Source organism: Salipiger sp. ABF4_146, assembly GCF_056161345.1.
The window spans coordinates 181080-197826 of the sequence record NZ_JBSWYX010000004.1 but is presented as its reverse complement, the minus strand read 5'-3'; the positions used below and the strand labels follow the sequence as shown (position 1 = coordinate 197826).

Annotated in this window: 13 protein-coding genes; 5 read left to right on the top strand and 8 right to left on the bottom strand. The window is 66.3% G+C overall.

Translation table 11 applies throughout. From position 1 onward, the window contains the following. Positions 1–171: 171 nt before the first annotated feature. From ACXAJT_RS07990 to ACXAJT_RS07980, 3 genes are all read left to right on the top strand, one after another. Entirely contained in the window at positions 172–1731 is a 1560-nt protein-coding gene (locus tag ACXAJT_RS07990; protein WP_475234404.1) for a bifunctional metallophosphatase/5'-nucleotidase, read from the top strand. 143 nt (positions 1732–1874) lie between these two features. Further along, positions 1875–2633, top strand: coding sequence for an imidazole glycerol phosphate synthase subunit HisF (gene hisF / locus ACXAJT_RS07985; RefSeq protein ID WP_475234403.1), 759 nt, complete (start codon positions 1875–1877; stop codon positions 2631–2633). A gap of 20 nt (positions 2634–2653) precedes the next feature. Next, on the top strand, positions 2654–2968 hold the full coding sequence (locus ACXAJT_RS07980; RefSeq protein WP_475234526.1) for a phosphoribosyl-ATP diphosphatase: 315 nt from the start codon (positions 2654–2656) through the stop codon (positions 2966–2968). Between the two features lie 167 nt (positions 2969–3135). On the opposite strand, the gene ACXAJT_RS07975 is transcribed toward ACXAJT_RS07980, so the two are convergent. From ACXAJT_RS07975 to ACXAJT_RS07965, 3 genes are all read right to left on the bottom strand, one after another. Continuing rightward, positions 3136–3588, bottom strand: a complete 453-nt coding sequence (locus ACXAJT_RS07975; RefSeq protein ID WP_475234402.1) for a CoA-binding protein — start codon at positions 3586–3588, stop codon at positions 3136–3138. Positions 3589–3812: 224 nt separating this feature from the next. Beyond that, positions 3813–6104, bottom strand: a complete 2292-nt coding sequence (locus tag ACXAJT_RS07970) for a xanthine dehydrogenase family protein molybdopterin-binding subunit (RefSeq protein WP_475234401.1) — start codon at positions 6102–6104, stop codon at positions 3813–3815. 313 nt (positions 6105–6417) lie between these two features. Then, the gene (locus tag ACXAJT_RS07965) at positions 6418–8607 is read right to left on the bottom strand and encodes a primosomal protein N' (protein ID WP_475234400.1); all 2190 of its coding nucleotides are present in this window, start codon (positions 8605–8607) and stop codon (positions 6418–6420) included. A gap of 107 nt (positions 8608–8714) precedes the next feature. Between ACXAJT_RS07965 and fsa the strand changes: the two genes are divergently transcribed. Beyond that, positions 8715–9368 carry a fructose-6-phosphate aldolase gene (fsa, locus tag ACXAJT_RS07960; protein ID WP_475234399.1) on the top strand — a complete coding sequence of 218 codons (654 nt, stop codon included), beginning with the start codon at positions 8715–8717 and terminating at the stop codon, positions 9366–9368. A 401-nt stretch (positions 9369–9769) separates the two neighbouring features. Here fsa and ACXAJT_RS07955 read toward each other — a convergent pair whose 3' ends face one another. Further along, entirely contained in the window at positions 9770–10621 is an 852-nt protein-coding gene (locus tag ACXAJT_RS07955) for a DUF6206 family protein (RefSeq protein ID WP_475234398.1), read from the bottom strand. Between the two features lie 30 nt (positions 10622–10651). Next, a complete protein-coding gene (gene parA / locus ACXAJT_RS07950; protein ID WP_475234397.1) occupies positions 10652–11293 on the bottom strand; it encodes a ParA family partition ATPase in 642 nt (213 codons plus the stop codon). Positions 11294–11457: 164 nt separating this feature from the next. Between parA and ACXAJT_RS07945 the strand changes: the two genes are divergently transcribed. Next, positions 11458–12126, top strand: coding sequence for a hypothetical protein (locus ACXAJT_RS07945; RefSeq protein WP_475234396.1), 669 nt, complete (start codon positions 11458–11460; stop codon positions 12124–12126). A gap of 42 nt (positions 12127–12168) precedes the next feature. On the opposite strand, the gene ACXAJT_RS07940 is transcribed toward ACXAJT_RS07945, so the two are convergent. The 3 genes from ACXAJT_RS07940 to ACXAJT_RS07930 form a co-directional block, all read right to left on the bottom strand. Next, entirely contained in the window at positions 12169–14457 is a 2289-nt protein-coding gene (locus ACXAJT_RS07940; RefSeq protein ID WP_475234395.1) for a glycosyl hydrolase family 28-related protein, read from the bottom strand. A 131-nt stretch (positions 14458–14588) separates the two neighbouring features. Next, positions 14589–14990 (bottom strand): DUF4864 domain-containing protein, encoded by a 402-nt coding sequence (locus tag ACXAJT_RS07935; RefSeq protein ID WP_475234393.1) that lies wholly within the window; start codon positions 14988–14990, stop codon positions 14589–14591. Between the two features lie 64 nt (positions 14991–15054). Continuing rightward, positions 15055–16632, bottom strand: a complete 1578-nt coding sequence (locus ACXAJT_RS07930; protein WP_475234392.1) for a lysine--tRNA ligase — start codon at positions 16630–16632, stop codon at positions 15055–15057. Positions 16633–16747: the final 115 nt, after the last annotated feature.

Genomic DNA, 16747 nt, shown 5'->3' with positions numbered 1-16747 from the left:
CCGCGCCCTGCACTCCAGCCCACGCTGCCCGGCAAGCCCGCCTTGCCCAAGCGGCAGGCGACCCTGCGTCACCGCCACCCCCGAGCCGCGCCAATCCGGCGCAACGTGCTTTGACAGGTGGAAAAACCCGTTGCAGGATCAGGCGATAAAAACCCGACAGATAGGATTCCCATGTCGCTTCGTCTTCTGACCGGCGCCGCCGCGCTGGCGCTGACCGCCGGCACAGCCAGCGCCGACTATGCCATCACCATCCTGCACACGAACGATTTCCACGCGCGCTTCGAGCCGATCAGCAAGTACGATTCCACCTGCGGTGAAGATGACAACGCGGCGGGCGAATGCTTCGGTGGCTCCGCCCGCTTGCAGACGGCCATCGCCGAGGCCAAGGACCGCGCCGGCAACTACCTTCTGGTGGACGGCGGCGACCAGTTTCAGGGCACGCTCTTTTACACCTACTACAAGGGCAAGCTCGCCGCCGAGATGATGAACCAGATGGGCTATGATGCGATGACCGTGGGCAACCACGAATTCGACGACGGCCCCGAGGTGCTGCGCGGCTTTGTCGATTCGGTCGAATTCCCCGTGCTGATGTCCAACGCCGATCTCAGCGGCGAAGACCTGCTGACCGGCGCCATTCAGAAATCCGTTGTGATCGAGAAGGACGGCGAGAAGATCGGCCTTATCGGCCTGACCCCGGTGGACACCAAGGAACTGTCCTCGCCGGGGCCGAACGTGGTGTTCACCGATCCGGTGGACGCGGTGCAGGGCGAGGTCGACAAGCTGACCGCCGAGGGCGTCAACAAGATCGTCGTGCTGTCGCATTCGGGCTATCACACCGACCAGCGCGTGGCCGAAGAGACCACTGGCGTCGACATCATCGTCGGCGGCCACTCGAACACGCTGCTGGGCGAAATGGATGGCGCCGCGGGCCCCTACCCGACCATGGTCAAGGACACCGCGATCCTCTCGGCTTACGCGTATGGCAAGTTTCTCGGCGAGTTGAACGCAACCTTCGACGACGATGGCAATCTGATCGAAACCTCGGGCCAGCCGCTGATCATGGATGCCAGCGTGACCGAGGATGAGGCCACCAAGTCGCGCATCTCCGAAGCCGCCGCGCCGCTTGACGAGATCCGCAACGCGGTGATCGGCGAGTCTACTGCCGAAATCGTTGGCAGCCGCGATATGTGCCGTGCCGAGGAATGTCCGATGGGCAACTTGGTGGCCGACGCCATGCTCGACCGGGTGCAGGATCAGGGCATCGACATCGCCATCACCAACGGCGGCGGGCTGCGCGCCTCGATCGACGCCGGCGAGGTGACCATGGGCGAAGTGCTGACCGTACTGCCGTTCCAGAACACGCTCTCGACCTTCCAAGTCAGCGGCGCAGTGATCCTCGAAGCGCTGGAAAACGGCGTCAGCCAGATCGAGGAAGGCGGCGGGCGCTTCCCGCAGGTCTCGGGCCTCAGCTTCACCGTCGATCCTTCGGCCGAGGCCGGCAGCCGCATCTCCGACGTGATGGTCGGCGACAGCGCGCTGGACGAGAGCGCGACCTATGGCGTGGTGTCGAACAACTTCGTACGCAATGGCGGCGACGGCTACACGATGTTCACCACCGCCGAGAATGCCTACGACTTCGGCCCCGATCTAGCCGATGTCACCGCCGAGTTCATTGCCGCGCAGACGCCCTACGAGCCCTATACCGACGGCCGGATCACCGTGCAGGACTGATCCTCGCCGGATCCGTTGCCGGGTGCAAGCAACCACAAGGGCGCGCCATGCGGCGCGCCCTTCTTCGTTGGCGCGCCAAATCCACGGCGGGCGCGGCGCAACATCCTCTTCCCCCCGCGGAAATTCCGCACTATCACGGCCCCATGTTAAAGACCCGCATCATCCCCTGCCTCGACGTGGCCGATGGCCGCGTGGTCAAGGGCGTCAACTTCGTCGACCTGCGCGATGCGGGCGACCCGGTGGACGCCGCCCGCGCCTATGACGCCGCCGGCGCTGACGAGATCTGCTTCCTCGACATCCACGCCACGCATGAAAACCGCGGCACGATGTTCGATGTGGTGACCCGCACCGCCGAGCAATGCTTCATCCCGCTCACCGTGGGCGGCGGCGTGCGCACCGTCGCCGACGTGCGGGCGCTGCTGCTGGCCGGGGCCGACAAGGTCTCGTTCAACTCCGCCGCCGTGGCCAATCCCGACGTCGTGGCCGAGGCCGCCGATCACTTCGGCAGCCAGTGCATCGTCTGCGCCATCGACGCCAAGACCGTGGCACCCGGCCGCTGGGAGATCTTCACCCACGGCGGACGCCGCCCCACCGGCATCGACGCCGTCGAGTTCGCCATCACCATGGCGCAGAAAGGCGCGGGGGAAATCCTGCTCACCTCGATGGATCGTGACGGCACAAAGGCGGGCTTCAACCTGCCTCTGACCCGGGCGATTTCCGACGCAGTGCCGATCCCGGTGATCGCCTCGGGCGGCGTCGGCACGCTCGATCACCTCGTCGAAGGGGTGACCGAAGGCCACGCCTCGGCGGTGCTGGCCGCCTCGATCTTCCACTTCGGCACCTACACCATCGCCGAAGCCAAGGCCCATATGGCCGCCGCCGGCGTGCCGGTGCGACTCTGAGAGGCCCCGCGATGACCGAAATGACGCTCGAAGCCCTCGAAGAGGTGGTCGCCGCCCGCGCCTCCGCCTCGCCCGACGAGAGCTGGACCGCCAAGCTGCTCGCCAAAGGGCCGGAGAAATGCGCCGAGAAATTCGGCGAAGAGGCCATCGAGGCGATCATCGAGGCGGTGAAGGGCGACAACGACAAGCTCGCCTCCGAGGCCGCCGACGTGCTCTTCCATTTTCTGGTGATGCTGCGCGCCCGCGAAGTGCCGCTGTCGGCGGTCATGGCCGAGTTGCAGCGGCGTCAGGGTCAGTCCGGCATCGCCGAGAAGGCCGCGCGTCCCAAGGGCTGAGACGGCCCGCTATGGGGGCGCTGCCCCCTTGCCGCTGCGCGGCTCACCCCCGGCGTATTTTTGAAGAGAAGAAGGGCCGGCGCGGCCTTGCGGTCTTCGTCTAGAAGCAAATATCCCGGGGGAGTCCGCATCGCGGACGGGGGCAGAGCCCCCTTCTGGCTGCCCCCTTAGCTGCCCATCGCGTCGGCGAGTGGCATGGACGCCCCAAGCAGCCGCTCGTATTCGATTTTCGTGCAGCGATCCTGGATCACGTCGATTCCCTTCGCCTCGGCCTTCGCGGCGGCCTCTGCATGCTCGACACCAAGCTGCATCCAGATGGTGCGCAGCTGCGGCAGATGCGACAGCGCCGCGCCGACCACCGAGGGCACGGCATCATGGCGGCGGAAGATGTCGACCATGTCCACCGGCGCGTCGATTTCCGACAGGCCGGCGCGGAAGTCCTCGCCAAACAGCGTCTGGCCCGCATGGCCCGGGTTGACCGGGATGATCCGGTACCCACGTTGATGCAGGAAGCGCGAGACATAATGGCTGGGGCGCATGAGGTTGGTCGAGATGCCGACCACGGCGATGACCCGCGTGCGGGTCAGGACATCTTTGAGAAATGCGTCGGAGTAGCTCATGCGGACAGCCTGTCACAGCGCTCGGGGAAGCGAAACTGGGAAAAGAAAAAGCGTCCGGGAGAAACCCGGACGCCAGTTACGGAACGAGGGACAGTGAAGGGGCAGCGGAAGTTCCGTTTCCGCGCCTCTGCACTAGAGATAGGCAAAAATGCCACGAATGTAAGGGCAATCGCGATTACGTGAAGAAAAAATCTTGACCTTACTTCCCTCACGTGCTGACGCCCTCACTCCGCAGCCAGCGCGGCGCCATTCAGCATCTGCCAGACCCGATGCGGCGTAAACGGCATGTCTGCCTGACGAATTCCCTTCTCCCACAGCGCGTCCTGCACCGCGTTCGACACCGCCGCCATCGAACCTACGGTGCCTGCCTCGCCGCAGCCCTTCATCCCCATCGGGTTGCCGGTGGAGGGCACCGGCTCGACATCGAAGCCGATCCATGGCGCATCCTTGGCGCGCGGCATGGCGTAATCCATGAAGGTCGCGGTCAGCAACTGGCCGTCTTCGTCGTAGACGGTGTGCTCGGTCAGCGCCTGACCCAGCCCCTGCACCACCCCGCCATGCACCTGCCCTTCGGCCAGCATCGGGTTGATGAGGTTGCCGAAGTCATCGACCACCGTGTATTTCACCACCTGCGTCACGCCGGTGTCTGGGTCGATCTCGACCTCGCAGAAATGCGCGCCATTGGGATAGGAGCGCGCGTCGATGGCGGTGCGGGCGGACCAACTCAGCAGATCCTCGCGGCCCTTCTCGCGGGCCAGCGCGGCCGCTTCGAGCATGGTCGGGTGCAGGTTCGAGCCCTCGGCGCGGAACTGCTCGTCATCGAAGCGCACCTCGTCCGGATCGACTCCCATCTCGCCGGCGAGGAACTCGGCGAAGCCCGCGATCATGTCGCGCACCGCGGTCAGCGTCACCGTCGCCTGCGTGGTCACCGAGCGCGAGCCGCCCGTGCCACCGCCGCGCGGAATACGGTCGCTGTCGCCCTGCACGAAGCCGATCTTCTCGACCGGGATGCCGGTCTGGTCCGACAGGAACTTGGCAAACACCGTTTCGTGCCCCTGCCCGTTCGACTGGGTGCCGACGTAGATGGTCGCGCCGCCGTCCTCGGTGAACTCGACCTTCACGTCTTCCGCCGGATCGCCAAGGATGCTCTCGATATAATAGCACAGCCCCAGCCCGCGCAGCTTGCCCTGCGCCTCCGAGGCGGCCTTGCGCGCCGGGTAGCCCGCGATATCGGCATCCGCCTCGGCATGGGCCAGCACGCGGGAGAAATCGCCCACGTCGTAATTCTCGCCGGTCACCGTCTTGTAAGGGAACTCCTGCACGAAGTTGATCCGGCGCAGCTCCATCGGATCGACGTTCAACTCGCGCGCCGCCCGATCCATCACCCGCTCGAGCGTGTAGATCGCCTCGGGGCGTCCGGCGCCGCGGTAGGCGTCGACCTGCGTGGTGTTGGTGTAAAAGCCCTCGACCCGCATGTAGGCGGCCTTGATGTCATAGGTGCCGGTCAGAACCTTGGCGTAAAGTGCGGTCTGGATCGCCTGCCCGAAGTTCGAGTTGTAGGCACCAAGGTTGCAGCGGGTGTGATTGCGGTAGCCGAGGATGCGGTTGTCTTCGTCGAAGGCCAGTTCGGCCAGCGTCACCAGATCGCGCCCGGCGTGATCCGAGAGCATCGCCTCGGTGCGGTCGGACATCCAGCGCACCGGCTTGCCCAGTTCCTTTGCCGCATAGGCGATGGCGAAATACTCGGGGTATCCCGGCGCCTTCATGCCGAAGCCGCCGCCGACGTCGGGGTTGGTGACGCGGATCTGCTCGACCGGCAGATCGAAGGCCTGTGCCAGCTCCGACTTCAGCCCCCAGACGCCCTGCCCGTTGAACGCCACATGCAGCTTCTCGCCATCCCATTCGGCGTAAGCGCCGCGCGGTTCCATGGCATTGACGATGACCCGGTTGTCGCCAACCTCAAGGCTGACCACCTTGGCCGCGCTGGCAAAGGCCGCCTCGGTCTCGGCCTCGTTGCCCAGCCCGAAATCAAAGGCGCGGTTGTCGGGCGCCTCGGGGTGGATCGCATCGCCGCCCGCCTCCAGCGCCATCTGTACCGGCAGTTCCTCGAAATCGAATAGGATCGCCTCGGCGGCATCCTTCGCCTCGACCATCGTGTCGGCGACGATCAGCGCCACCGGCTCGCCCACATGGCGGACGTGATCCTTGGCCAGCACCGGGCGCATCGGGTCGGCGGCCTTGCTGCCGTCGCGGTTGCTGATCACCGTGCCGCCCATCGAGATGTCCATGCCCGAGGCCAGCAGATCGTCCACCGTGGCCACCAGATGAACGCCCGGCATCTCGCGCGCGTCCGCCACGTCCAGCTCGGTGATCTTCGCATGCGCCACCGGCGAGCGCAGAACATAGGCATGCAGCGCACCTTCCGGCGCGATGTCATCCACATAGCGCCCATGGCCGGTCAGAAAGCGCACGTCCTCGGTGCGTTTGAACGACTGGCTCTTGCCGAATTTTTCCATCTGGCTGGTCCTCCCGCGACTGCGTCTTCGCGGGCGACTGTAGAGGGCATATCGGCAGAGTCCAGCGCCCCGGACTGTGATCTCAGCGCTGGTTTTCGATTTGCACCACTCTGCGTACGCGATAGCCGCCGAAGCCGCTCTTCAGCGCCCGAAAACAGTCGCCTCCGCCGGAAATCGGCGAGTCGTCGCCTGCCGCCAAGTCATCGCGCGGCGGCGAGTTTTCCGGCAGCCGCGTGATCGGCCACACACCCGTCCCAAAACCACGCCGCGCCGCCTGTCCGCCGGGATCGCGGTGGCGCGCCGCTCCGCGCCGTCAGAAAAAGCTCTGCGGGTCGATGTCGATGGCCATGCGCAGCTCGCCCTTGAGGCGGAACTGCCCGGCCCATTCGGCCAGCGCCGCCTGCAGCGCCACGCCCTTCGGCGCCTTGACCAGCAGGCGCACCCGGTGCCGCCCGCGCACCCGCGCGATGGGCGCCGGCGCCGGGCCATAGATCTGCGCCCCGATACGCCGCAGCGGCCCGTCCTGCCGCGCCATGGCTGCGCCGAGATCGAAGACCTCTTGCACCTCGGTCGACGACAGGATCACCCCCGCGAGGCGGCCATAGGGCGGCATCCCGGCGGCGCGGCGCTCGTCGGCCTCGGCCTTCCAGAAGCCTTCCTCGTCGCCCGACAGGATCGCCCGGATCACCGGGTGTTCGGGCTGGAAGGTCTGCAAGAGCGCCGTGCCCGGCTTCTCGGCCCGCCCGGCGCGCCCGGCCACCTGCCGCATCAGCTGAAAGGTGCGTTCGGCGGCCCGCAGGTCCGAGCCCTGCAGGCCAAGGTCGGCGTCGATCACGCCCACCAAAGTGAGGTTGGGGAAGTTGTGCCCCTTGGCCACCAACTGCGTGCCGATGACGATATCAGCACCGCCCATGGCGATCTTCTCGATCTCCGCCTTCAGTTGCCGCGCCGAGCCGAACAGGTCCGACGAAAGCACCGCCAGCCGCGCGTCGGGAAAGACCTCTGCCGCCTCTTCGGCCAGCCGCTCGACCCCCGGCCCCACCGCCGCCAGCTTGCCCTCGACCTCGCAGGACGGGCATTTCTCCGGCTTTGGCGTGCTCTCCCCGCACTGATGGCAGACGAGGCGCTGCAGAAAACGGTGCTCGACCATCCGCGCATCGCAATGCGGGCAGGCGATCTGGTGGCCGCAGGCGCGGCAGATGGTGACCGGCGCATAGCCGCGCCGGTTGAGGAACAGCATCGCCTGCTCGCCATTGGCGATCCGCCGCTTTACCGCCGCCTGCAGCGACGGCGAGATCCAGCGGCTGCCCGGCAGATCCTCGCCGCGCATGTCCAGCGCGCGCATCTCCGGCATCACCGCAGGGCCGAAACGCGAGACCAGATCGAGCCGCTCATATTTGCCCGCATCGGCGTTGGCCCAGCTCTCCAGCGAGGGCGTGGCCGAGGCCAGAACCACCCGCCCCGAACAGATCGAGGCGCGCAGCACCGCCATGTCGCGAGCGTTGTAGAGCACGCCTTCCTCCTGCTTGTAGGAGGTGTCGTGCTCCTCATCGACCACCGTCAGCCCCAGATCGCGGAACGGCAGGAACAGCGCCGAACGCGCCCCCACCACCAGTTGCGCGCCACCCTCGGCCACCTGCCGCCAGACCCGACGCCGCTCGGTGACGGTGACGCCCGAGTGCCACTCGGCGGGCCTTGCGCCGAAGCGCGCCTCGACGCGGGTAAGAAACTCCGAGGTCAGCGCGATCTCGGGCAGCAGCACCAGCGCCTGCCGCCCCTGGCGCAGACATTCCGCCACCGCCTCGAGATACACCTCCGTCTTACCCGAACCGGTCACGCCTTTCAGCAGCACGGTGCCATATGTCCCGGCACGTACGCCAGAGCGCAGCACCTCGGCGGCTTTCGCCTGATCATCGGTTAGCTGTTTGCCGGAATACGCGGGATCGAGCCGGGCAAACGCGGTGTCACGCGGCGCTTCCTCTTCGCGCACCGCCCCCAGCTTCGCCAGTCCCTTGACCACCGAAGAGGTGACGCCAGCGGCATCGGCAAGCTCCTTGAGGGTCAGCGACAGCCCGCCCATCTCGTCGAGCACCTCAAGCACCCGGCGGCGGGCGTCGGTCAGCCGCTCGGGCACGCTTTCGCCGCGGCGGTAAATCTTGCGCATCGAAGGCGCCTCGCCCAGCCCCGGCGCGCGGGTGGCCAGCCGAAGCATGGCGGTGCGCGGGGTCAGGGTGTAATCGGCGGAGCGCTCGAGAAACTCGCGCAGCTCGGCGCGCATCGGCTGCGCCTCGAGCACGCGGCTGACGCTGCGCACCTTGGCCGGATCGAAACCGCCCTGCCCCGGCCCCCAGACCACGCCGAACACCTTGCGCGGGCCCAGCGGCACCTCGACGAAGGCGCCCTGCGCGCAGCCGCCCGGCGGCGCCTTGTAGTCCAGCAGCCGGTCGAGCGGCTGCGTGGTCAACACCGCGACCAGCGTGCCTTCGTCGTAGTGATCATCCATTGAGGGCAGGTCCGTTAGCGCTATTTTCAAGGGGGTTCCCGCCCCTCATCTCATGAGGTAAGACAGGCGCGACCGAATGCCAAGCCAAGCCTGGAGGGCTGACCCAGATGAAATTCTTTGTCGACACCGCCGACGTCGATGCCATTCGCGAGCTGCATGAGCTCGGCATGGTGGACGGCGTCACCACCAACCCCTCGCTGATCGCGAAGTCGGGCCGTGACATCCTCGAAGTCACCAAGGAAATCTGCGAGATGGTGCCGGGCCCCGTCTCCGCCGAGGTGGTCGCGCTCGACGCCGAGGCAATGATCGAAGAAGGCCGCAAGCTGGCCCAGATCGCCCCGAACATCGCCGTGAAAGTGCCGCTGACCTGGGATGGTCTGAAGGCCTGCAAGGTGCTCTCGGAAGAGGGCAACATGGTCAACGTGACGCTGTGCTTCTCGGCCAATCAGGCGCTGCTGGCGGCCAAGGCCGGCGCCACCTTCATCTCGCCGTTCATCGGCCGCCTCGACGATCTCAACCTCGACGGGCTGCAGCTGATCGCCGACATCCGCACGATCTACGACAACTTCGGCTATGAGACGCAGGTGCTGGCCGCCTCGATCCGCTCGGCCAACCACATGTCCGAATGCGCCAAGATCGGTGCCGACGTCTGCACCGCGCCGCCCGCGGTGATCAAGGCAATGGCCAACCATGTGCTGACCGACAAGGGCCTCGCCGCCTTTGTCGCCGACGCCGAGAAAGCCGGCATCAAGATCGTCTGATCTGCGCACCGCGCTGAACCATCAAGGCCCGTCTCTTGGAGGCGGGCCTTTTTTCGTCTCTGGCGTCCGACGACTCTGGCGTATCAGCCTTAGCATTCGCGCCCGGCCGCCATTGCCAGCCATGCGTATTTTTGAAGAGAAGAAGCTGCTTTGGTCGGCGCAGGTCCACCCCGCGGCAGCACGATCCGGGCCGGGAAAGCTGAAAGATCGCGCGACCGCGAGGCTTCTCCTCTTGCGGCCATCGGCTCGCCAGCCTGTACCGCACGACCAAGCCTAGGGTCTCAAGGTTAACCAGCCGTTACCCTGACTGAGCGCCCTGACCGAGCGCGGCGCCTCTCCCCGCGCCCGCCGCTTCTTCTCTTTGCAAATACGCACTTACGGCGCTTCCGCCCGTGCCGCGCTCAGACGTTGGGTTCCCCCTGCAGGCCCAGAAGCTTGCGCACACCTGTCCAGTAGCCCGGCAGCCGCGGCGGCTGCGACAGGCCCTCCAGCGCCTCCTCGGCAAAGCGCGGCATGGCGCGCGGGGCGAACTCGCGCCCCCAGTCAAGATAGGCGTCGGCATGCTCGGGGCGCAGGCGGCAGGCCGAGCCGACGAGGCCGACCAGCGTCTCCGGAGCGGAATACCACTCTTCCTGAATGCCGGTGACCTTGGCCTTGAGGAACGGGCCGACCCAGCGCATCAGGCGCTTATCCGAAAACAGCAGCAGCAATTCGCCCATTTCATCGCGGCTGTAGCCGATCAGCGGCGGGAAGGTGTCGTAGAAGATCGCCCGACCGTCCTGCACCGCGAAATTGCGAATCGAGGGGTGGAAGCCAACCCGGCCGTCCAGTTGATCGGCGTTGTTCCAGAACTGCGCGATGACCTGACCGGCGGCTTCCATCATCGCCAGCGTCGAGGCCAGATCCTCGCGCTGCATGCGCGGGCGCATCAGTGCGCTTTCCGGCAGCGCCTCCTGCACGATCACCGGCACGCGGCCCTGTTCGGTCTGCATCAGCAGAAACTCGGTCTGCGGCAGCGGCACACCGGTCTGCTCCAGCGCGGCGACATAGGCATCATGCGCGCGCGCCAGCCGCTCGAGCTTGGCGCCGTCGGGCAGGCCTCGGTAGACCTTGATCACCTTGTCGGCGAACGGCCCCTGCGGGGGACGGAACGGCGCACAGAAATATCCCAGCCGCGAAATCGGCTGGCCCTGCCCCTGCTGGTGGCGACGGATGGTATCGGCAAGCGCGGCGTGGTCTGTCATCTCGGTCATCGGCGGGCATCTCTCCTGTTGCGGCACGCTTTACCCGTTTGCCAGCGCCTCCGCCACCTCTGCCGTCAGCGCGGCAACCTCGGCGCGGGCGGGGGTTTTGCGCCCCTCGGCGGCGCTCTGCCCGCGACCGAAGGCCTCGGCATAGCCCACCCGGTTGGCCAGTTGCGCCGCGGCGATGCGCACATCCATGGCGCCCACCGCCTCGGCGATCTCGCCGGAAAGGCGCGTGCCGGGCCGGGTGCGGTTGAGCACCACCAGCGCCTCGCGATTCTCGCGGCGGGCAAGGTCCAGAACCCCTTCGGTGGCCCAGAGGTCGAGGTGGCTCATGGAGACCGGCACCACCACCAGATCGGCGGCGCGCAGGGCCGGGCGCAGATCGCTGTCGGCCTTGGGCGGCGTGTCGACGATCACCACGTCATGGCTGCCCGCCAGCTTGCGGCACTCATAGGTCACCCCCCACGCCGAGGAGGTGGCAAACTCCAGCGCGCCGAGCGCCTCGGGGTCGCGCTCCAGCCGGGTCATGAACCAGCGGCCGAGGCTACCCTGCGGATCGATATCCACCAGCGCCACGGATTTGCCCTGCGTGAGAAACCCGATGGCCAGATTGGCCGAGAGCGTGGTTTTCCCCGAGCCCCCCTTCTGCTGCGCGACGGTGATCACCTGTCCGGTCATGGCTGCCCCCTCCCCGCCCCTCTGACGGGCGTTTTGCATCTGCAGCATATCCGATCGCGGCACCCCGTCCAGTGCCCGCGTGTCGCCGCCGCTGCGCGGATCCGGTCCTTTCTTCACCGCGCATTAACCACGGTGCGGCAAGGCTGGAGGCGAGGAGAGACCCCATGCGCCACCCGGCACGGCTGATCACCTTCTGCTGCCTGATCTGGCTGAGCGCGGCGCCGGTGCAGGCTGGGGCGTGGCTGCAGCCACGCGGCGCGGGGTTTGCCAGCAGCACCGTGCGGCTGAGCTGGCCGCAGGCCTATGGGCTGCAGGGCTGGCAACTGCCCAGCGGGCGCTACGACACGCTGTATCTGGAATACGGGCTGACCGGGCGGCTGACCATCGGCGCCGACCTTGGCCGGGCGATTTCCGGCGCGGGAAAGGCTCTGGCCTTTGTGCGTCTGCCCGTGATCGCCGATGGCCCCCTGCGCCTCTCGGCCGAGCTTGGCGCAGGCCGGATCGAGGGGCATGACGCCTTGCGCCCCGGCCTGTCGCTGGGTCTCGGCCATCCGCGCGGCTGGCTCAACGCTGATCTGCTGGCGGAACTGCGCGGGACGGCGGGAACCGATGTGAAGCTCGACCTGACGCTCGGGCTGAACCTGCCAAAGGACCGCAAGGCGATCCTTCAGCTGCAAAGCGGAGTGCAGCGGGGCGATCCTGCCTTCCTGCGGCTGGCCCCCTCGCTGGTGGTGCCGCTGCGCGAGCGCCTGCAGGGCGAGTTCGGGGTGAGCTGGGGGCTGACCGGCGACGACAGCGCCGGGGTGCTGCTGGGGCTCTGGACCCAGTTCTGAGCGGCTGCCCCTGCCCCAAGGCACCGGCCCGCGCCCCAGCGCTCAATAATCCATGCGCACGGTCAGCGTGAGATCGCCGCGCATCGGCTCGGGCCAGACCACATGCACCGCGTCCTGCCCGCTGCCACCTTCCGAGGCGGCGTAGGGGGTGACGAACTGCGCCGTATCCGAGGCATCGCGCGGCGGCGAGCGCAGCACGAGGCTCTCGATCTCGCGCGCATGGCCGCCGAAGGGCAGCTTGTTTGCCGTCTCCACCACCCAAGTCGCGGCGGCGGTGGTCTGCGCGTGGCGCACCGGCAGCGGGTTCTCGGTTTGCAGATCGATGTTGTGGAAGGTGTTCGCCCCGACAAAGACCCGCCGCATCGCACCAAGGTTCAGGCCGGCGAAAGAGGTATCGACCCGGTCGACGCGGGTAATGGTGCCGCCAACGCTGCGGAAGAGGTTGCCCGACACGTTCAACCCATTGATCATGTGACCCGAGCCGTAAGGCTTTACCACGAGAAAGGAAAACCACTCAGCCACGCCCGAGCAGAGCATCACGTTGCCGGTCAGCGACAGGCCGGCGAAGCCGAAACCGCCGGTGAAATCCGGCTCTGGCTCTCGCTCGTTGGTCCATTCGATGAAGCAATTGTCGATGTAATTGTCGCAGATCGTGGTGTTGCAGGCGCGCAGGCACAACACGATGCCCGCCGAGCGGATGCCCGCGCCGCTGTCATCGCCCTGAAAGAAGTGGTTGCCCGAGACCACCGCATGCGCGCCCGAGATCACCGCGAAGTGGCGGAACTGCGAGGCGCGGTTGTTGCGGATCTTCACATCGTTGGCGTTGCTGTTGAGCGCCACCGACTGGCGGCTCTGCGTCGCCAGCCCGCCCTCGGCGCTGATGAACTGGTTGTGGTCGACCAGCAGCCCCTGACAGCCGTCGCCGGGCGATGTGATGCCGCGATGGCCGGGACGGTTGAACACGCAGTTGCGGATCACGTTGACCGTGCCCAGAGGGGGCAGCATGACGCCGCTGGCCAGTTCCGCGCACTGGAACTCCACATCCTCGATCTCGAACTTTTCGAGCTTGGTGAACCCCGAGAAATCCAGCAGATAGCGAAAGCGGGTGAAGGTGTAGCTTTGCGTGCCGGCGGCGTCTGACAGCGGCTGCGACAGGGTGATCTGCTGCGCGCCAACGTTCTTGGATTTCACGTAGACCTCGCGCCCCACGCCCGCGCCTGTGATCAGGCTGCCGACCTCGATATTGGCGATATTGGTCACATTGGTCAGCTGCCATTGGTTCGCCGCCGCATAGGTCGCGGTGCTGGTGACGCTGCTTGCGGCCCAGCCGCCGCTGTCCTCGGCGCGCAACTGCCCGTTGCGCAGCACGCGCCGCTGCGCATAGGTCTCGCGGTTGCTGACAGCGGCGCGCACGTCCAGCGGCGCAGTCAGCGACACGCGGCGCCCGCCCATGTCGAAACTTTCGTGGTCGGCGTTGTTGAGCAGCGATTGCAGTCCCTTGGCGAGCGCCAGCTGTTCATTCCCGCCAAACGCATCGACATAAGCGGGCAGGTTGAAATCCTTGGTCAGCGACAGGATCGCTTGGTCGGGCATGCTCAACTGCCCCTCGAAGCGCACGCGGTTTTCCAGCGTCACGGAATTTGCGAGCCGATACGTGCCCGCCGGAACAATGATCTGCCGGCCATCCGCCACCGCGTCGGCAGCTTCGAACGCAGCGCTGTCGTCGGTGCTGCCATCGCCGAGCGCGCCATAATCACGCACGTCCACGCTCGCCATCATCTGCCGCAGGAAGATGTCCGTCACGTCCTCGATCCGCAGGTCATCGATGCGCAAAACGCCGCCGTTGAGCCCCGTGAGGTCAAGCCCGAAATGTCCGTAACTCGGCCCCATCCCCCAGATGAGGTCGACGCCCGCACGCGCGCCGGTGCCGACGATGGCCGAAACCTCGATCACCTCACCATAGCTGGCCAGCGTCACCTCGGGCGCCTGCATCGGCACGCCGCCCACCGCCACATCATTGCCAGTACCTGCCCAGCCCGCGATGCGCACCGACGGCAAGTTGCCGGACACCGCCTTCACCCGTGCACTGATCCGCAGGTAGACGCCGGGCAGAATGGGCGTCTGGCCCATGTAGCGCAGCTTTTGCGTGCTGTCGGTCTTCTGGATCTCGAGGCAGCCGCCGAAATCCGCATCGGCAGGCACATAGGCCGCCGAGGCGGACCCCGCATACGTGTCCGAGCCCGGCCGCCCGTCGCCGCGCGACCACAGGTCCAGTCCTTCGGAAAATGGCGTGGGGGTCAGCACCACCCCGTCGGTCACCGCAATGTTCATGCCCTGCTTCCTCTGCTCTGATCCCGCGCGGGCCGTGCCGACCCCACGAGCGAAAGAGCTAAAGACAGAGCGTTAAAGACATCCGGTGACAGCGCGCGCAGCCCCGGACTGCCGCGCAACGCAGGCGGCAGTCAGACCGCCGCCTCGGGCAGTTCCAGCAGGCGCACCCCGGCGATCCGCCAGCGCCCGTCCACCTGCTCCATCAGGTATTCCAGCGCGTGCGCCCGGCCGGCCTCATCGGTGACATAAACGTTCTGCGCCAGATAGTTGCCCTGTTCGACAAGGCTACCGAACCGCACCTGACCGGGCTGCCAGACCATCGGGTAGCCTTCGCGGACCATGCGCGAGAAATTCTCGGGCGTGCCGAAAAGCCCCTGAATTCCGGGGCTGGCGTAACCAAAGGCGGTCTCGGCGTCCTCGGCCAGAAAAGCGTCCATCTGGCTGCGGATGGTGCCGGTAATCTCGGCCTCCTGCGCCGCGACCGGGGCGCTCATCACGCCGAACAGGAGCAGTGAAGCAAGAAGACTGCGCATGAAAAAACCTCCCTGAATGCTCAGGGAGGTAGCTTTTCCTTGGCTTCGGTCAATTGCGCAGGGCTCAGCCCAGCTCGCCCGCCAGCCCCTTGCGGATCAGCGCCGCGGTCTCATCGACGCCGTAGAGCGCGATGAAGCCGCCAAAGCGCGGCCCTTGGCTCTGGCCCAGCAGCACTTCGTAGAGCGCCTTGAACCACTCGCGCAGGTTCTCGAACTCATGCGCCTTGCCGACCGAGAAGACCATGGTCTGCAGCGCCTCGTCCTCGACCGCTCCGTCGTAGCCTTCGAGCTGGGCGGCAAGGTCTTCCATCGCCGCCCGCTCCTGATCGCTGGGCGCGCGGAACTGCTTCGTCGGTTTGACGAAATCGTTGTAGTAGCGCACCGCGTAACCGGCAGCGGCGTCGAGATCCGGATGGGTCTTCGGCGCGGCATCGGGCGCATAACGGCGGATGAAGCCCCACATCGCTTCCTTGTCCTCGGCACCGGCGGCCGAAGCGAGGTTCAGCAGCATCGAGAACGGCACAACCATCTTCGATTCGGGCACGTCGCCGCCATGGATGTGCCACACCGGGTTGTTCAGTTGCGCCTTGGCGTCCTGTGTCGGATAGGCGCGCAGCTGCTGGTGGTACTCGTCCATCGCCTTGGGAATCACGTCCCACCAGAGCCGCTTCGCGGTCTTGGGCTTTTGGTACATGAAGTACGACAGCGATTCCGACGAGGCGTAGGTCAGCCACTCGTCGATCGACAGGCCGTTGCCCTTGGATTTCGAGATCTTCTCGCCGTTCTCGTCGAGGAAAAGCTCGTAGGTGAAGTGCTCGGGCGCGCGCACGCCGAGCGTGCGGCAGATGCCATCGTAGATCGGCGTGTTGGTCGAGTGGTCCTTGCCGTACATCTCGAAGTCGACGCCGAGCGCGGCCCAGCGAGCACCGAAGTCGGGCTTCCACTGCAGCTTTACGTTGCCGCCGGTGACCGGGATGGTCCATTCCTTGCCGTCGTCATCGTCGAAGGTGATCGTGCCCTCGGCAGCATCGACGTGCTTGACCGGCACGTAGAGCACGCGGCCGGACTCGGGGTGCACCGGCAGGAAGATCGAGTAGGTCGAGGCGCGCTCCTCGCGCAGCGATTTGAGCATGATCTTCATCAGATCATCGTATTTCTCGCAGCAGCGCAGCAGGATCTCGTCGAACTTGCCGGACTTGTAGAAGTCGGTGGCCGAATAGAACTCGTACTCGAACCCGAAGGTGTCGAGGAACCGGCGCAGCATGGCGTTGTTGTGGTGGCCGAAGCTCTCGTATTCCTCGAACGGGTCCGGGACCGAGGTCAGCGGGCGCTGCAGGTTCGCCTGCAGCAGCGCCTGGTTCGGCACGTTCTCCGGCACTTTGCGCATGCCGTCCATGTCGTCCGAAAAGCAGATCAGACGGGTCGGGATGTCCGAGATCAACTCAAAGGCGCGGCGGATCATCGTGGTGCGCGCAACTTCGCCGAAGGTGCCGATATGCGGCAAGCCGGACGGGCCGTAGCCGGTCTCGAACAGCACGTAGCCCTTTTCGGGCGGCGTCTTCTCGTAGCGTTTCAGCACCCGGCGCGCCTCTTCAAAGGGCCAAGCCTTCGAGCTCATTGCTGCGTCGCGCAGTTCGGACATGAGGAAACACTCCTTAGGGAAGAAACGCCCCCGTTCACGGGGCAGTGCGCCCGCGTCCTATTGCAGCCGGGGCACGGGGTCAATAAATTGCCGGTAGCATGATTTTTCCGGAGTA